General features: G+C 69.9%; 15 protein-coding genes. 10 read left to right on the plus strand and 5 right to left on the minus strand.

Features of this window, described 5'->3' with window-relative positions; genetic code table 11:
- The first annotated feature begins 25 nt into the window (after window positions 1–25).
- Window positions 26–406 (plus strand): apolipoprotein A1/A4/E family protein, encoded by a 381-nt coding sequence (locus MWN34_RS08405; RefSeq protein ID WP_247028447.1) that lies wholly within the window; start codon window positions 26–28, stop codon window positions 404–406.
- A gap of 63 nt (window positions 407–469) precedes the next feature.
- Here the strand turns inward: MWN34_RS08405 and MWN34_RS08410 are convergent, their stop codons facing one another.
- Window positions 470–892 (minus strand): DUF2934 domain-containing protein, encoded by a 423-nt coding sequence (locus MWN34_RS08410; protein WP_247028449.1) that lies wholly within the window; start codon window positions 890–892, stop codon window positions 470–472.
- A gap of 242 nt (window positions 893–1,134) precedes the next feature.
- Here MWN34_RS08410 and MWN34_RS08415 point away from each other — a divergent pair, with 242 nt between their 5' ends.
- The 6 genes from MWN34_RS08415 to MWN34_RS08440 all read left to right on the plus strand — a co-directional run bounded on the left by MWN34_RS08415 (window position 1,135) and on the right by MWN34_RS08440 (window position 9,920).
- On the plus strand, window positions 1,135–2,928 hold the full coding sequence (locus MWN34_RS08415) for an alkaline phosphatase (protein WP_247028451.1): 1,794 nt from the start codon (window positions 1,135–1,137) through the stop codon (window positions 2,926–2,928).
- A 23-nt stretch (window positions 2,929–2,951) separates the two neighbouring features.
- Window positions 2,952–3,428: a hypothetical protein gene (locus tag MWN34_RS08420; protein WP_247028453.1), complete on the plus strand. Its 477-nt coding sequence runs from the start codon at window positions 2,952–2,954 to the stop codon at window positions 3,426–3,428.
- Between the two features lie 3 nt (window positions 3,429–3,431).
- On the plus strand, window positions 3,432–4,112 hold the full coding sequence (locus MWN34_RS08425) for an ABC transporter ATP-binding protein (protein ID WP_247028455.1): 681 nt from the start codon (window positions 3,432–3,434) through the stop codon (window positions 4,110–4,112).
- A gap of 3 nt (window positions 4,113–4,115) precedes the next feature.
- Window positions 4,116–5,396 carry an FtsX-like permease family protein gene (locus MWN34_RS08430; protein ID WP_247028457.1) on the plus strand — a complete coding sequence of 427 codons (1,281 nt, stop codon included), beginning with the start codon at window positions 4,116–4,118 and terminating at the stop codon, window positions 5,394–5,396.
- Window positions 5,397–5,512: 116 nt separating this feature from the next.
- Window positions 5,513–6,736, plus strand: a complete 1,224-nt coding sequence (lhgO, locus tag MWN34_RS08435; RefSeq protein WP_247028459.1) for an L-2-hydroxyglutarate oxidase — start codon at window positions 5,513–5,515, stop codon at window positions 6,734–6,736.
- 151 nt (window positions 6,737–6,887) lie between these two features.
- Window positions 6,888–9,920: a PAS domain S-box protein gene (locus MWN34_RS08440; RefSeq protein WP_247028461.1), complete on the plus strand. Its 3,033-nt coding sequence runs from the start codon at window positions 6,888–6,890 to the stop codon at window positions 9,918–9,920.
- A gap of 33 nt (window positions 9,921–9,953) precedes the next feature.
- On the opposite strand, the gene MWN34_RS08445 is transcribed toward MWN34_RS08440, so the two are convergent.
- A complete protein-coding gene (locus MWN34_RS08445) occupies window positions 9,954–10,175 on the minus strand; it encodes a hypothetical protein (protein WP_247028463.1) in 222 nt (73 codons plus the stop codon).
- Window positions 10,176–10,366: 191 nt separating this feature from the next.
- Here MWN34_RS08445 and MWN34_RS08450 point away from each other — a divergent pair, with 191 nt between their 5' ends.
- Window positions 10,367–11,083: an SHOCT domain-containing protein gene (locus MWN34_RS08450; RefSeq protein ID WP_247028465.1), complete on the plus strand. Its 717-nt coding sequence runs from the start codon at window positions 10,367–10,369 to the stop codon at window positions 11,081–11,083.
- 4 nt (window positions 11,084–11,087) lie between these two features.
- On the opposite strand, the gene MWN34_RS08455 is transcribed toward MWN34_RS08450, so the two are convergent.
- On the minus strand, window positions 11,088–11,549 hold the full coding sequence (locus tag MWN34_RS08455) for a DUF1810 domain-containing protein (RefSeq protein WP_247028467.1): 462 nt from the start codon (window positions 11,547–11,549) through the stop codon (window positions 11,088–11,090).
- 73 nt (window positions 11,550–11,622) lie between these two features.
- Here MWN34_RS08455 and MWN34_RS08460 point away from each other — a divergent pair, with 73 nt between their 5' ends.
- Window positions 11,623–11,853: a DUF2188 domain-containing protein gene (locus MWN34_RS08460; protein ID WP_247028469.1), complete on the plus strand. Its 231-nt coding sequence runs from the start codon at window positions 11,623–11,625 to the stop codon at window positions 11,851–11,853.
- 7 nt (window positions 11,854–11,860) lie between these two features.
- On the opposite strand, the gene MWN34_RS08465 is transcribed toward MWN34_RS08460, so the two are convergent.
- Window positions 11,861–13,282, minus strand: coding sequence for a PQQ-dependent sugar dehydrogenase (locus MWN34_RS08465; protein WP_247028471.1), 1,422 nt, complete (start codon window positions 13,280–13,282; stop codon window positions 11,861–11,863).
- A 147-nt stretch (window positions 13,283–13,429) separates the two neighbouring features.
- On the minus strand, window positions 13,430–13,969 hold the full coding sequence (locus MWN34_RS08470; RefSeq protein WP_247028473.1) for a GNAT family N-acetyltransferase: 540 nt from the start codon (window positions 13,967–13,969) through the stop codon (window positions 13,430–13,432).
- Window positions 13,970–14,134: 165 nt separating this feature from the next.
- On the opposite strand from MWN34_RS08470, the gene MWN34_RS08475 reads away from it, so the two are divergent.
- On the plus strand, window positions 14,135–15,118 hold the full coding sequence (locus MWN34_RS08475; RefSeq protein WP_247028475.1) for an aliphatic sulfonate ABC transporter substrate-binding protein: 984 nt from the start codon (window positions 14,135–14,137) through the stop codon (window positions 15,116–15,118).
- Window positions 15,119–15,129 lie beyond the last annotated feature (11 nt).

Genomic DNA, 15,129 nt, shown 5'->3' on the forward strand with positions numbered 1-15,129 from the left:
GCAAACGGTGCCAGCGGAGGACATCATGTCGTATTTCAACACGAACAATGGCAAGGAAGAAGAGCTGAAGAAGGAGGCCGGCCGGACAGTGGAGACCGCGAAAGAGGTTGCCCGCGACAAGGCCGACGAGCTGTCCGCAAAGGCCGGCGCGGCCTTCGACAACACCAAGGACAACGTCTCCGAGGCGGCCACGCGCACCATCGACCAGGCTTCGCGCAAGATCGACGAGATGAGCGAGGCGGCTCGCGACACGCTCGACACTGCCCGCGAGAAGGCCGGCCGCATGTATAATCGGGGCAATCTCGCCCTGGTGCGCAACACCGACCCGATTCCGAGCCTCGCCATCGCGGCCGCGCTGGGCTTCCTCGCCGGCTATGCGCTGAATGCGGGCTCGCGTCGTTCCTGACCCGGGCGCGCTTTCGAAAAAGGAAGGGGCCGGCCGCCGCAGGGTGGCCGGCCTCTTCGCGTTTCAGTCCTGCTTCGCGGAGCGGGACGTGCGGGCGGCTTCCTTGCCGGCCTTCGCCGGCTTCTTGACCGCCTTGTCGCCGCTCTTCGCCGTCTTCGCCGCAGCACGCGGTTTTCCCACCGGTTCGGCCGGCGCGGGGGCGGCATCCGCCGGGGCGGCATCGGCGCCAGGCAGGTGGGGAACCTGCATCTCGCCCTGATCGGTCGTCGTGGGGAACTCCCCGGCATTCTCCAGCGCCTCGATGGGCTCGACCGGCGTACCGGCCGGCGCCTCGTCGAGGGGGATCAGCGTCGCCGCCTGATTCTCCTCGATGGCGATGAGTTCGCCGGCAAGGACCCAATGGTCGGCATGGCGGCCATGCGGCCGGCCTTCCTCCATCCACAGATGATAGGCTCTCTCGCGGATACGCTGTTCACGGTCGTCCATAACGGCCTCCAGATGGCGATGACGGTCAACGGAAAGAACAGGCTTGGGTTTCAGGGCTCCCGCGTCCTTGATCCCGGACAAGTCCGGTCCCTCATCGGCACGAAACGTGACGGAAAGCCCGTGCCCGACCTTTCGCGTGCCGCCGCGAATCACGTGGCGAACAGCGTAACCCGAACCGGCTGTCATCGGGGTGACATCCGCGAAATCTAACGCAGGGACAGATTTCAGGCAGGAGATACGGCATGTCCACCGTCCGCCGCGCCATTCTGGCGTCCCTCGCGCTTTCCACGAGCCTCGCAGCCGCCGGCCCCGCCGGGGCGGCTACCATCTTTCCGCTCGACCGGGCGACGATCCTGGTGCGCTCGCCCTTCGACCTGAAGGTCGAGTTCTCCAAGGTGGTGGCGAAGGATGATGTCCGCGTCACCATCAATGGCGAGCCGGCGGAAGCCGTGCTGGGCCGCGGGCTCGACTTCATCGAGCAGGAGCCGGGTCTCGCACCGGGCGTCGAGGCCTCCGCGGTGCGCCTGTCCGCCGCCAGCCTCGCCAATCCGGGCCGCTACACGGTGGAAGCCCGCGCCGGCGACGAGGTGAAGACGGTGACCTGGGACGTCTACGTCACGGCCGAGCAGCCCAGGGCGAAGAACGTCATCTTCTTCCTCGGCGACGGCCTGTCCGTCGCGCACCGCACGGCGGCGCGGATCATGTCCAGGGGCATGACCGAGGGCAAGGCCAACGGCCATCTCAACCTCGACACGCTGGACCGCGCCGCCTTCATCGGCACCTCGGCCACCGATGCGGTGTCCACCGACAGCGCCAACACCATGTCGGCCTACATGACCGGCCACAAGACCGCGGTGAACGCGCTCGGCGTCTATGCCGACCGCACCAAGGACGCCTTCGACGACCCGAAGGTGGAGAACATCGCCGAGGCGGTGCGCCGCACCACCAAGAAGTCGCTTGGGGTGGTCAGCCTCGCCGAGCTGGAGGACGCCACGCCTGCCGCCGTGGTCGCCCACACCCGCCGCCGCGCCGAGAAGGCGGAGATCGCGCTCGCCTTCGAGCGGCTGAAGCCCGAGGTCATCCTCGGCGGCGGCTCGGCCTATTTCCTGCCCAAGAGCGTGCCCGGTTCCAAGCGCAAGGACGACATCGACCTCGTCGCCAAGCTGAAGGAGGAGGGCTACACACTCGCTACTTCCGCGACCGAGCTGACGGCGGCGCAGGCGGAGGCGCCCGACCGGCTGCTCGGCCTGTTCCACACCGGCAACATGGATGTCGCGCTGGATCGCCGGCAACTCAAGAAGGGAACCGTCTCCAAGTTCCCGGACCAGCCCGGCCTCGTGCAGATGACGGAAGCGGCTCTCGCCACGCTGGCTAAGAATCCGGACGGCTTCTTCCTCATGGTCGAGGGCGCTTCCATCGACAAGATGTCCCACCCGATGGACTGGGACCGCGCGGTCTACGACACCATCGAGTTCGACCAGGCGGTCGGCGCCGGCCTCGCCTTCGCCAAGGCGCATCCCGATACGCTGGTCGTCGTCACCGGCGACCACACCCATGGCGTCTCGGTGATCGGCACCATCGACGACGACAAGCCCGGCACCGAGATGCGCGAGAAGGTCGGCACCTACGCCGCGGCGGGCTTCCCGAACTATGAGGACAAGGACGGCGACGGCTATCCCGACCGGGTCGACGTCTCCCGCCGCCTCGCCATCTTCTCCAGCAACTACCCCGATTATTACGAGACCTTCCGTCCCAAGCTCGACGGCCCCTTCGTGCCGGCGATCAAGAACGAGAAGGGCGAATACGTCGCCAACGAAGCCTACAAGGACATCCCCGGCGCGGTGCTGCGGACCGGCAACATCCCGCGCGACGAGGACACCGCGGTCCATGCGGTGGACGACGTGATCCTGCAGGCGACCGGGCCGGGCTCGGATGGCTTCAAGGGCTATCTGGAGGAGAGCGACGTCTATCGGGTGCTGGTGGATGCCATGGCCCTCGCCCCTGTGCAGAAGGCCGCCAGCGCGGCGGCCCAGTGAAGGTCTACCGTGAGGACAAGAGCGTGAGCGGCAGCGCCCGTCATCCTTCCCGCCGCATCGTGCTCCGGCATGGCGCGGTGGGTCTGGCGGCGGCGCTGGCGCTCTCCTTCCGGCCTGCGCCGGCCCGCGCGGCGACGCCGCTCGGCTTCGGCGATCTCTACGGCTCGGTCGGCGTGCTGGGGCTCACCTTCTCCGACAAGGTGAAGGCGCTCGACGGCCAGGAGGTCGTGATGCGCGGCTTCATGGCGCCTCCGCTCAAGGCGGAGGCCGATTTCTTCGTGCTGACCGAGATCCCGATGTCGATCTGCCCGTTCTGCTCTTCCGATGCCGACTGGCCCGACAACATCGTGGTCGTCTATCTGGAGCGGGCCCAGACCTTCGAGCAGGTCAACCGCATGATCGAGGCGACGGGGCGGCTTCAGGTCGGCTCTTGGACCGACCCGAAGACGGGTTTTCTCAGCCGGCTGCGCATCGTCGATGCCGGCTTCGCGCGGGCCTGAGCGATGCCGGTGCTCGATCTGCGCGACGTGGAGATCTGCTTCCCGGGCCTCGACCGTCCGGCGCTGGCTGTTCCCGGACTCGCTCTCGCCGAAGGCGAGCATGCGGTGCTGACCGGGCCCTCGGGGGCCGGCAAGACGACCTTCCTCAACCTTCTCTCCGGGCTTGAGCGCACGGCACGGGGCCGGGTGGCGTGGGATGGCGTCGATCTCGGCGCACTGTCCGAAAGCGGGCGCGATCGCTGGCGGGCGGCCCATGTCGGGCTGGTGATGCAGGACTTCCACCTCTTTCCCGGCCTGTCCGCGCTGGAGAACGTGCTGCTGCCGCAGAGATTGCGGCGCTTCCGGCTGCCCGTCGCTCTCGAGAGCGAGGCGGCGCGGCTGCTGGGCCGCGTCGGCATCCTCCGCACGGAGCAGGATGTCGCGACGCTCTCGCGCGGGCAGATGCAGCGCGTCGCGGTGGCGCGCGCGCTTCTTGCCCGGCCCGGCATCATCGTCGCCGACGAGCCGACCGCCTCGCTCGACGAGGCCTCCGGCGCCGCCGTGGCGGAGCTGCTGACCGGGCTGGCGCGGGAGGCCGGCGCGACCCTCATCGTGGCGAGCCACGACCCGCTCTTCACCCGGCCGGCGTCGCGCGGCTTTGCCCGCCTGCTGCGGCTGGAAGCCGGCAGCCTCGCGGAGGACTAGACCATGCTCCGCTTCATTGCCGCCGATCTGCGCCGGCACCTCGCCGGCGTTCTCGCCATTCTTGCCATCGTGGCGCTGGCCACGGCACTCGGGGTCGCAGTGACCCTTCAGGAGCGGACGCTCCGGCTCGGCAGCGCGCGGGCAGCGGATGCGTTCGACCTCGTGATCGGGGCGCCCGGTGCGGAGACGCAGCTCGTGCTCTCCTCCGTTTTCCTGCAGGCCGCGCCCCTCCCGCTGATGCGGGGCTCTGTGCTGGCCGGGCTGCTGGCCGATCCGCGCGTCGCCTGGGCGGCGCCGATCGGTTTCGGCGACGAGGTGGAGGGCCTGCCCATCGTCGGCACCTCGCCGGCCCTGATCGCGGGCCTTGGCGGGGTGACCGAGGGCAGCGTCTTCGCCCGGCTCGACGAGGCGGTGATCGGGGCGGCGGTTCCGTTCCGCATCGGCGATCGCTTCCGCCCCATGCACGGCCACGCTTCCGAGGGCGGCGAGGTGCATGCCGGGGTCAGCTGTGAAGTCGTCGGCCGGCTGAAGCCCACCGGCACGCCGTGGGACCGGGCGGTGCTGGTGCCGATCGAGGCGGTGTGGCGCCTCCACGCACATGCGGCGACGGAGCACGCGCAGAAGGACGGCCCGCAGGCAGCTCACGATCCGGCGGGTCATGATGAGGCGCGTCCCGATGAGGTGGCTCACGGCGCGGGCGACCCCGCCTTCCACGTACCCCTCGATCCCGCGGCGCTCGCCGATCCCGGCGCGCCGGGCCTGCCGGCGATCCTTGTGAAGCCGCGCAGCGTGGCCGATGCCTACCGGCTGCGGCAATCCTATCGCGGCGAGACGACGCTCGCGGTCTTTCCCGCCGAGGTGCTGACCCGGCTCTATGGCGTTCTCGGCGACGCCCGGCTGGTGCTCGGCGCGGTGGCCTATGGCGCGCAGGCGCTGGTGGGCGCGGCGATCCTCATCGCCATCCTCGTTCACGTGCTGCAGCGGCGGCGGCAGATCGGCGCCCTCCGGGCATTCGGGGCACCGCGGCTTGCCGTGCTGGCCATCGTCTGGGGCGAGGTGTTCCTCGTGCTCGGCCTCGGCCTTCTCGCCGGGATCGGGCTCGGCTACGTCGCCGCGCAGGTGCTGTCCTCGCACGTCGCTGGCGCCACCGGGGTGCCGATGCCGGTCGGCTTCGTGCGGGAGGACGTGCTGCCGCTCGCCGGCCTGCTGCTCGCCGGTGCGCTGATCGCGCTCGTCCCCGCCGTGCTGGCCTATCGCCAGTCGCCGGCGGCGGCATTGCGCTGAGCCGGACGACTGCCAGCCGCGACGCTGCGTCTCCCGTCGGGGGCATGGCGTCCGGGAAGCCGCGAGGCTAGTGTCGCCTCCGTTTCGTGGCGAGGACGGGCAGGGTTCGGGACGGTATGAGCGACTTCGATCTGATCGTGGTCGGCGGCGGCATTGTCGGCCTTGCCAGCGCGCGTGAATTCATGCGGGCCTATCCCGGGCTCTCGGTGGCGGTGCTGGAGAAGGAGCCGGCGATCGCCGGGCACCAGACCGGGCGCAACAGCGGCGTCATCCATGCCGGCGTCTATTACGCGCCGGGCAGCCTGAAGGCGCGCTTCTGCCGCGAGGGCTCCGCCGACACCATGGCGTTCTGCCGTGAGCACGGCATCCCCTTCGACCAGTGCGGCAAGCTGATCGTCGCCACCGAGGAGGCCGAGCTGCCGCGCCTGAAGGCGCTGACCGAGCGGGCGCGGGCCAACGGGCTCGACATCGAGGAGATGGACGGGCCGGAGCTTGCCCGCCGCGAGCCGCACATCCGCGGCATCGCCGGCTTCCTCGTCAAGGCGAGCGGCATCGTTGACTACCGCGCCGTCGCCGAGGCGATGGCGGGCGAAATCACCGCGGGCGGCGGCACAATCCTCACCGGGGCCGAGGTGACCGGCATCGAAGAGAGTCCCGCCGGGGTGAGCGTGGAGACGAGGCGCGGGCGCTTCACCGCCCCCCATCTGGTCGCGTGCGCCGGCCTGATGGCGGACCGCATCGCGCGCATGTGCGGGGTGGCGGCGGATTTCCGCATCGTGCCCTTCCGCGGCGAATATTACCGCCTCGCCCACCGGCACGACCACATCGTGCAGCACCTCATCTATCCGGTGCCCGACCCGGACCTGCCCTTCCTCGGCGTGCACCTCACCCGCATGATCGGCGGTTATGTGACGGTGGGGCCGAATGCGGTGCTGGCCTTTGCGCGCGAGGGCTATCGTTTCGGCGACGTCAATCTGCGCGATCTCGCGGAGATGATCGCCTATCCCGGCTTCCGCCGCGCCATCCGCAACAATCTGCGCTCGGGCATCGACGAGATGCGCAATTCGCTCAGCAAGGCGCATTACCTCGAACTGTGCCGGCGCTACTGCCCCGAACTGACGCTGGAAGACCTGATGCCCTATCGGGCCGGCGTGCGGGCCCAGGCGGTGCTGCGCGACGGCACGCTGCTGCACGACTTCCTCATCGAGGGCACGGCGGCGACGGTGCATGTGTGCAACGCCCCCTCGCCGGCAGCGACCTCCGCCATGCCCATCGCCCGGCACATCGTCGCCCACGCCGCGACGCAGTGGAAGCTGAAGGGCGCGCCGGTCGCCCCGTGACGCCATGCGTCGTAGGGCCTACGGTATGTCGATCCGGCGCCCTCCTTTCCCCGCCCGCGCGGAAAAAACCGTGAAGAGCCGCGAAACTCTGGCGATGCTCGGCTGTTAGCGCTCAGCATCACCTCCATCTGCATCCGCCAGGTTCGTCCGCATGCACAACCCGTCCACCACCACCGCCGGTGCCAGGCCCACGGACGGCACGGTTCCCGGCTGGCGGGTCGCGCGCAGCGCGCAGAGCGAGATGGGCCGGCTGATCGAGAGCCACGACTGGACCCGCTCCCCGCTCGGCCTCCAGGCGGGCTGGAGCGCGGCGCTGGGCCATGCGGTGCGGATGCTGCTGCCGGCGCGGGCGCAGATCGTGCTGTTCTGGGGACCCGATTTCTGCGCGCTCTACAATGACGCCTACAGCCCCACCATCGGCGCCAAGCATCCCCATGCGCTGGGCCGGCCGGCGCACGAATATTGGTCCGAGCTGTGGAGCGATCTCCACCCCCTGCTCGCCCATGTTCGGGACACCGGCGAGACGCTGCACGCCAATGACCGGCCCTTCTATATCGAGCGCCACGGCTTCGGGGAGAGCGTCTATTTCGACATCTCCTATTCCCCGGTCGCCGACGATGACGGCTCGGTCGGCGGGGTGCTGTGCATCGTCAACGAGACGACGCCCCGCATCCGCGCGCAGGCGGCGCTCAAGGAATCCTCGGAGCGGCTGACGCTGGCGACCCGGGCCGCCGATATCGGCATCTGGGATTACGACCCGGTCAGCGGCACGCTGCTGTGGGACGAACGCTGCCGGCGGCTGTTCGGGCTCTCTCCCGACGCGCCGGTGACCTATGAGGGCTCCTTCCTCGCCGGCCTCCATCCGGACGACCGCGCGCGCACCGTCGCGGCGGTGGCGGGCGCGCTGGAGGAAGGCGGGACGGGGCAATATGATGTCGAGTACCGCACCATCGGCATTGAGGATGGCATCGAGCGCTGGATCGAGGCGACCGGCCGCACGATCTTCGAGGCCGGAACCGCCCGCCGCTTCGTCGGCACGGTGCGCGACATCACCGCCGACAAGGCCGCCGAAGCCGCCCTCGCCGCCGCCAGCCGGGCGCTGCGCGAGGAAACCTATGCGCTGGAGACGCTCAACGGCACCGCGATGCAGGTGGCGGCGGAGCTCGATCTCGACCGGCTGGTGGAGAGCGTGGTGGGAGCCGGCGCGGCACTGAGCGGGGCGGCCTTCGGCGGCTTCCTGAACCGGGTTGAGGATGGGTCCCGCGTCGCCGATCCCTGCACCGCGCAGGGCCGGGTGCCCGGCTTTCCCATGCCGATCCCGCCCGCTTTGCTCACCGCCACCTTCGAGGGCGGCCCGCTGCGCTGCGACGACCTTACCACCGATGCCGCCCGCATCGCCGCCGGGCTCTACGGGCCGGAGGGGGAGGGCGGCAGCGCGGTGCGCTCCTATCTCGCCGTGCCCGTGGTCTCGCGTTCCGGCGCCGTGCTGGGCGGGCTGTTCTACGGCCACGGCCAGCCGGGCATCTTCACCGAACGCGCCGAACGGCTGATCCGGGGCCTCGCCGCCCAAGCCGCCATCGGGATCGACAATGCGCGGCTGTTCCAGGCCCAGCAATATCTCAACCGCAGTCTCGAGGAGCAGGTCGCCGCCCGCACCCAGGAGCGCGACCGGATCTGGACGCTCGCCCGCGATCCCTTCCTCGTCATCGACCGCGACGGCACCTGGATCAGCGCCAGCCCGGCCTGGACCGAGATCCTCGGCTGGACGAACGACGAGCTGATCGGGCGCGACGCCCGCTGGATGGCGCATCCCGACGAGCAGAGCGAGGTACCCGGCGGGCTGGCGCGGCTGGCGGCTGGCGCCGCCGGCGAGCGGTTGCAGGCGCGGCTGCGGGCCCGCGACGGCAGCTATCGCTGGTTCTCCTGGACAGCGGCGCCGCAGGGCGAGCTGATCTATTGCGTCGCCCGCGACATCACCGCCGAGAAGCAGGCCGCCGAAGCGCTCCGGCAGGCCGAGGAAAACCTGCGCCACGCGCAGAAGATGGAAACCGTCGGCCAGCTCACCGGGGGAATCGCGCACGACTTCAACAACCTTTTGCAGATCGTCACCGGCAATCTCGAAATCATCGGCCGCAACCTGCCTGCCGAGCCGGCGCGGCTGCACCGCTCGCTGGACCACGCCATGACCGGGGCGCGGCGTGCCGCGACGCTGACCCAGCGCCTGCTCGCCTTCGCCCGGCAGCAGCCGCTCGCTCCGCGCCGGCTGGAGCCGAACCGGCTGGTCGCGGGCATGTCGGAGCTGCTGCACCGCACGCTGGGCGAGACCATCGAGATCGAGACGGTGGAAGCGGCGCGGCTCTGGCCGGTGGAGGCCGATCCCAACCAGCTCGAAAACGCCATCCTCAACCTCGCTATCAACGCCCGCGACGCCATGCCCGAGGGCGGCAAGCTCACCATCGAGACCTCGAACGCCTGGATGGACGAGGCCGCCGCACGCCACGCCGAGCTGCCGGCCGGCCAGTATGTGGTGCTGAGCGTTTCGGACACCGGCAGCGGCATGGACGAGGCGACGATCGGCCGGGCCTTCGAGCCGTTCTTCACCACCAAGGAGGTGGGGCGCGGCACCGGGCTGGGGCTCAGCATGGTCTACGGCTTCGTGCGCCAGTCCGGCGGCCATGTGAAGATCTATTCCGAACCCGGCCACGGCACCTCGGTGAAGATCTTCCTGCCGCGGTTCGTCGGTCCGGCGGAAGCGGAGGACGAGGCGGACAGCGCGCCGGCGCCGGAGGCGGGGCGCAACGAGACGGTTCTGGTCTGCGAGGACGATGCCGGGGTGCGCACCTATTCGCTGGAGGTGCTGCGCGAGCTCGGCTACCGCGTGCTCGAGGCGGAGGATGCGGAGGCGGCGCTCGCCATCATCGAGCGCGGCGACCGGGTGGACCTGCTCTTCACCGACGTGGTGCTGCCCGGCGGGCGGACCGGAGCCGATCTCGCCCGGCTGGCCCGCGAGCGGCGGCCGGAACTCAAGGTGCTGTTCACCACCGGCTATGCCCGCAACGCCATCGTGCATCACGGGCGGCTCGATGCCGGGGTCGAGTTGATCACCAAGCCCTTCACCTATGCCGATCTTGCCGCGCGGGTGCGCGACCTGCTGGACGGCGCGCCCGTCCTCGGTCAGGGCTGAGTCGCAGGAACGGGTTCGGCTGGGGGGCCGGGCTCACGGGTTTTTGGGCGCCCCGGGGCCCTCCATGATGGGGGCGACGCCCGGCCCTACCACCACCTCGTCGCTGATGAAGCCGGCGATCGCGAGGATGATGAAGGCCACCACCAGCGCCATCACGAGGCCGCCGATGAGCCCGCGCCGCGATCCGGTGCGATGGCCGAAAAAGCCGCCGCCGAGCAGCACCAGAAGGATGATGAGGATCAGGATGGTGACCATGGAACGCCCCTCCGCGGCCGGGCCCGCGAGTGCGTCCCGCGATACCGCCGCTCTTCGCAACGCGCAGGGCGCCCGCGCGTTCCGGCCGGCCGGGGCGCCGATGGGGCGCGCGGGCGCCGTGCACGCGGAACCTTGCCACCCGCTTCCGGTTATCGGGGCACATCACGCCTTGCGCGCAGTGGAACCGCATCATGGGCCAAAACATCGACAGCCGCCTTCAAGATATCGCCTCGGGCCTCGGCTTCAGCGCCGATGCGGCGCGGGAGGTCTTCGCGGCCTTGCAGCGCGGCGGCGGCCACATGGCGCAGTTCAATCATTCCGATCTCGGCGGCATGGGGCAGTGGTCGCGCGGCGGCATGATCATGGTCGGCGACATGTTCAACCACGACCTCGCCCACCGGGTCGCCCGGCTGTGCGAGGAGGTGTCGGCGTTGGAAGGGGGTAGCTCCGCTTCGGCGGCTGCGTCCGGCTCCATGGGCGGGCCGCGCAACTGGTGGCCGGACGAACTCGGCTCGCCCTCGTCGAGCGGCGGGCAGAACGACATGGCCTACGCCGTCTTCCCGACCTCCCGCCGCCTCGCGGTCCGTCAGGGGGGCACGGTGACGCTTTACGACACCGGCGCCCATATCCTGTCCGGCGTCTCCCAGCAGCAGTCGTCCGGGCAGGATCTTGCCTTCGCCAGCCAGCAGGGCACCGTGCGGCTGAGCGATTTCCAGGTGGTGGACGGCGCCAGCGAAGGAGCGCCGGAGGCCGGCGCCACGCCCGCCGCGTCCCCCGCACCGGACACCGCCTCCGCGGAGGGCGACATCGGCGCCCGGCTGGAGCGGCTCACCGATCTCTATCGCCGCGGCATCGTCAGCGAGCGGGAATATGCCGCCAAGAAGGCGGAGCTTCTGGCGAAGCTGTGAACCTTCATGCTGGCGGCCGTGTCGCCAGCAGGGCGAGGGTGCGTGGGCACTCCTCGCCCCGACAATGCACCGCCAGCGCCCGCCGCCACAGTGCGGCCCCCTCCGGGCGGGCCGGCTCTTGTCGAGCCAGCGCGAACAGCGTCATCGAGGACCGGTATTTCAGATCGTCCGGCGTGCCAAACAGGGCTCGCAGCGGCGTGTCGGCGTGGTCGATCACGGCCTCGGTGATGATGGCAAGGCGTGGGCCGAGCACCGGATGATCGAGATAGGCCCGTGCCTCGGCCAGCGAGCCGATGGCGTAGCGTTGCGCCATCGGCGACGAGCCGAGCCCGCGCAGTTGCGGGAAGACGAACCACATCCAGTGGCTCGCCTTGCGTCCGGCCCGGATCTCGGCGAGGGCTGCGTCGAAGCTGCCGTCCTGCGCGCGCAGGAAGCGGCCGAGGTCGAAGGGGTCGGGCTCGTTCATGCGGGTCGCTCCGGGAATGGAACGCGGCGGTGACGTGCCGGTTGATGCACGAGGGGTGTGCAGGGAGACGCCAATGCGCAGCGAAATCTACGAAGTGGTCGGCGGCAACGGACCCGCGAGCGGCGCGTGGCAGGTCGCGCACAATGGCAAGGCCGGTATGGATTATTCGACGAAGGAAGCGGCGTTCGAGGCCGCCGTCGCCGCGGCGTCCCTCGCCATCCGCGACGGCGCCGAGGTCTCCATCGTCGTGCAGGGGTCGGCCGAGGCAGGCCGGCCGACGCGCGATCTTGCCGATCTCACCTGATGACCGTTCAATCGCCCTCCTGCGTGGCCGCCAGGCTCCAGGCCGAGCCGAAACCGGAGGACGGGCCGGAACGCGCCGTGGTCGCCTGCCGGCTCAGCACCCGCCAGACCGTGTTGCCGACATCGTCGGCCACCAGCAGCCCGCCGCGCCGGTCCAGCAGCACCCCGACCGGGCGGCCCTGTGCCTCGCCCGCCTTGTTGAGAAAGCCGGTGAGGATCGGCTCCGGCATCCCGACCGGCCTGCCATTTTCGAAGCGCACGAAGACCACCTTGTAGCCCGCCTGCGGCCTGCGGTTCCATGAGCCGTGCTGGCCGATGATGGCTCCCCCCTCGAAGCGGGCGCCGAAGGCCGGGGTCTTCACGAAGGTGAAGCCGAGGGAGGCGGTGTGGGCGCCGAGCGCATAATCGGGCTTGATGGCCCTCGCCACCATGGCGGGCTCGGGCGGGGTCACCCGGGCATCGACATTGCCGCCGTAATAGGACCACGGCCAGCCATAAAAGCCGCCGTCCTGCACCGCGGTCATGTAGTCCGGCACGATGTGGTTGCCGATCTCGTCGCGCTCGTTCACCGAGACCCAGAGCCGGCCGTCCGCGGGATTGAAATCCATGCCGACCGGATTGCGCAGACCGCTCGCATAGATGCCGGCCTTGCCGGTGGCGAGGTCGATCCGCCAGATCGCGGCGCGCCCCTGCTCCTCGGCCATGCCGTTTTCGGCGACATTGGAATTCGAGCCGACACCGACATAGAGCGTCGTCCCGTCCGGGCTGGCAACGAGGCTCTTGGTCCAGTGATGGTTGCGCCCCGCCGGCAGGTCCGCGACCTTCACGCCCGGCTCGGTGATCGTCGTCGCGCCCTCCTTGTAGGGAAAGCGCAGCACCGCGTCGGCATTGGCGACATAGAGCTGGTCGCCGATCAGGGCCATGCCGAAGGGCGAGTTGAGGCCGGTAAGGAAGTCGGTCTTGGTCTCGGCGACGCCGTCACCATTCTCGTCGCGCAGCAGCAGGATGCGGTTCGGGCTGGGGGTCTGGGCGCCGGCCTTCTTCATGAACAATGACTGGATCCAGCCGCGCAGCCCCTCGGTCCTGCCCGGGGGCTTGGGCGGAGCGCTGGTCTCGGCGACGAGGATGTCGCCGTTCGGCAGTTCATAGAGCCAGCGCGGATGGTCGAGGCCGGTGGCGAAGGCCGCGACCTGGAACCCGTCTGCCGCCTTCGGCAGCGCGCCCTTCTGCCAGCCCACCGCATCGGCGACCTTCAGGGTCGGAATCCAGGAGTGCCGCGCCGGCGGCAGCACCGGGTCGGGACCATATTCGGCGCTTTCGGGCAGGGGCGGCTCGTTCTTGCAGCCGGCGAGCAGCAGCGCCGCACCGAGCACGGCAAGGCATGCGAAAGCGGGACGGCAGACGAAGGCGGGATGGTGGCGGGCGGGCATCGCGGGCTCCCTCGTCCTCGTGCGGATGCGACCGCATGGACAGGTTCTCTCGACCGGACAAGGCGCGAGCCGCCCGCTGCGTTCCCCGCGCCGCCGCAGCATGGTCCCATGATGGCGCGGATGCGTCTGACGTTTGCGTGAGCCGCGTCAGCACGGGCCGGGCGGGCTGTTGCGCCCGGGGCCGAGCGGACGCTGCATCAGCACCGAATCCACCCAGCGCCCGAATTTGAAGCCGACCGCCTCCAGTGTTCCGGCGGGACGGAAGCCGAGGCTGCGGTGCAGGCCGATCGAGCCGGCATTGCCGCTGTCGCCGATCACCGCCAGCATCTGCCGCCATGACCCTTCCTCGCAGCGGGCGATCAGGGTGCCGAGCAGCGTCCGCCCGACACCGCGCCCGTTCAACCCGTCGGCGACATAGACCGAATCCTCGACCGTGTGGCGGTAGGCCGGGCGCGGGCGATAGGCGCCGGCATAGCAGAAGCCAGCCACCGTACCGTCCAGCTCCGCTACCAGATAAGGCAGGCCCTGGGCCAGCACTGCGGCCCGGCGGGCGGCTATCTCGTCAATGTCCGGCGGCACCTCCTCGAAGCTCGCGAGGCCGTGGAGGACGTGATGGGCATAGATGGCGGCGATCGCCGGCAGGTCGGCGGGCTCGGCGTCACGGATCGATGGGGAGGCGCTGGGCATGGCATCCATGGGTGGAGAAGGCGGCATCGGAGGGCAGGGCAGATTGCGGCGAACCGTCCCGTTGCCGCGTTCAATGCCAGAAATAAGCCGGGAGTTTAGCGAACAGGCCGGTTGAGGGGTGTGAATTTATAGTCTATTAAAACGATGATCTAAGGAGAATTCATCATGCCCCACGTCTTTTCCGGCCTTCTGCGCGTCGCCGCCCTGTTCGCCGCCCTTCTGGTCCCTGCGGCCGTGCGCGCCGCCTCGCCCGAGGAGGTGAGGCTCGACTGGGCGACTTACAATCCGGTCTCCATCGTTCTGAAGGACAGGAGCTTCCTGGAGGACGACCTGGCGAAGGACGGCATTGGCGTGCGCTGGGTTCAGTCCGCTGGCTCCAACAAGGCGCTGGAATTCCTCAATGCCGGCTCGCTGGACATCGGTTCGACGGCGGGCGCTGCGGCGCTGGTGGGGCGCATCAACGGCAATCCGGTAAAGGCGGTCTATGTCTATTCGCAGCCGGAATGGACGGCGCTCGTCACCGGGAAGAACAGCCCCATCGCCTCGGTGGCGGACCTCAAGGGAAAGAGCATCGCGGTGACGCGGGGCACGGACCCGCACATCTTCCTCATCCGCGCGCTGGCGGAGAAGGGGCTGACCGAGAAGGACGTGCGTCTCGTCCTGCTGCAGCACGCCGATGGCCGGCTGGCGCTCGCGCGCGGCGATGTCGATGCCTGGGCCGGGCTCGACCCGATCATGGCCTCCGCCGAGATCGAGGACGGCGCCCGCCTGTTCTACCGCAACCCGGCGGCCAACAGCTGGGGCGTGCTCGATGTGCGCGAGGCCTTCGCGCAGGAGCATCCCGACCTCGTGCGCCGGGTGATCGCGGCCTATGAGAAGGCCCGGCAATGGTCGCTCGCCCACCCGAAGGAACTCGCCAGCCTGCTGGAGGGTGCGACCAAGCTGCCGCCCCCGGTCATCGAGCGCCAGCTCGCCCGCACCGATCTGAGCCATGCCGCTATCGGCCCGGTGCAGGCCGAGACGCTGAACGCCGCCGGCCTCGCCCTGCAGAAGGCCGGCGTGCTGAAGCCGGAGGTGGACGTGAAGGCGGCGGTGGCCGGCCTCATCGACCCCTCCTTCCTGCCGGCCGACCTCGCCGCGAAACCCTGAGCGTGGATGCG

The organism is Ancylobacter crimeensis (genome assembly GCF_023016805.1).
GTDB lineage: Bacteria > Pseudomonadota > Alphaproteobacteria > Rhizobiales > Xanthobacteraceae > Ancylobacter > Ancylobacter crimeensis.